Source organism: Endozoicomonas sp. SESOKO2, assembly GCF_024606245.1.
Lineage (GTDB): Bacteria > Pseudomonadota > Gammaproteobacteria > Pseudomonadales > Endozoicomonadaceae > Endozoicomonas_A.
Genome location: NZ_JAHHPQ010000172.1, coordinates 1 through 1,546, shown reverse-complemented (window position 1 = coordinate 1,546; position 1,546 = coordinate 1). Strand labels below are relative to the sequence as shown.

Here is a 1,546-nt window from a genome sequence, read left to right as displayed (position 1 = left end):
ATGCCGTTACATTCTTTGTCGGCGGTTTCTGGGAAGTACTTTTTGCCATCGTTCGTGGTCACGAAGTTAACGAAGGTTTCTTTGTTACTTCTGTCCTGTTCGCTCTGATTGTGCCTCCCAGTATTCCGCTGTGGCAGGTCGCCCTCGGTATCTCCTTCGGTGTTGTTATCGGTAAGGAAGTATTCGGTGGTACTGGCAAGAACTTCCTTAACCCGGCTCTGACTGGCCGTGCGTTCCTGTTCTTCGCTTACCCTGCACAGATCTCCGGTGACCTGGTTTGGACTGCTGTAGACGGCTTCTCCGGTGCAACTGCCCTGAGTCTGGCACAGCAGGGTGGTATTGATCAGGTTGTCTCCAATGGTATCACCTGGTTCGACGCTTTCCTGGGTACTATCCAGGGCTCTGTCGGTGAAACCTCTACTCTGGCCATCTTCATCGGTGGTGCTGTGCTGCTGGCAACTCGTATCGCCTCCTGGAGAATTGTTGCCGGTACCATGCTGGGTATGATTGCAACAGCAACCCTGTTCAACATGATTGGTTCCGAGACCAACATGATGTTCACTACTCCATGGTATTGGCACATGGTTATGGGGGGCTTTGCTTTTGGTCTGATCTTTATGACAACCGATCCTGTATCCGCTTCCATGACCAATACCGGTCGCTGGTATTACGGAATGCTGATTGGTGTCATGGTCATCCTGATCCGTACCGTTAACCCCGCTTATCCAGAGGGTATGATGTTGGCCATTCTGTTCGCCAACCTGTTTGCGCCGCTGATTGACCACTTCGTGGTTGAAGCCAACATCAAGCGTAGGGAGGCTCGTGCCTGATGGGTAACGATAGTATCAAGAAGACGTTATTTGTAACGATTCTGCTCTCTCTGGTGTGCTCCATTGTGGTGTCTGCTGCTGCCGTTTTCCTGAAGCCGCAGCAGAACGAGAATGTTGAACTCGACGTTCAGCGCAATATCCTTAGCATTTCTGGTCTGACCAAAGATGCCAAGGCTTTGAGCAACAGTGAAGTGGCCGAACTGTATAAACAGGTTCAGCCGCGTCTGGTCGACTTGAAAACCGGCAAGTTCGTTGATAAAACCCCTGAGGGTCAAACCGCTGCCAACTATGACCAGCGTGTTGCCGCCAAGATTCCCGACGAGTCCCGTGCCCTGAGTGGTGCCGAGGATATTGCCAGCATCAAGCGTCAGGCTGACATTGCCAAGGTCTATATCATTGAGAAAAATGGCAAGCTGGAAACCATCATTCTGCCCGTACACGGCTACGGTCTGTGGTCTACCATGTATGGCTTTATGGCTCTGGATAGTGACCTGAACACCGTCAAGGGTTTCGGTTTCTACGACCAGAAAGAAACGCCGGGACTGGGTGGCGAAGTAGACAACCCGCTCTGGAAGGATAAATGGCCCGGAAAGAAGATCTACGACAGTAAAGGTGTTGTGGAAGCAGGCCTGGTGAAAGGCGGTGCTGATCCCAAGTCTCCTTACAAGGTCGACGGTCTTTCCGGCGCAACTCTGACCAGTAACGGTGTGACCAAC

Annotated in this window: 2 protein-coding genes; both read left to right on the top strand. The window is 51.9% G+C overall.

Translation table 11 applies throughout. The features are described from left to right. Positions 1 to 830: NADH:ubiquinone reductase (Na(+)-transporting) subunit B (locus KDK17_RS04260; RefSeq protein WP_257287429.1), on the top strand; the 830-nt coding region annotated here is incomplete at its 5' end. Next, on the top strand, positions 830 to 1,546 hold a 717-nt coding region (locus KDK17_RS04255), incomplete at its 3' end, for a Na(+)-translocating NADH-quinone reductase subunit C (protein ID WP_257287428.1). The genes KDK17_RS04260 and KDK17_RS04255, both read left to right, overlap by 1 nt.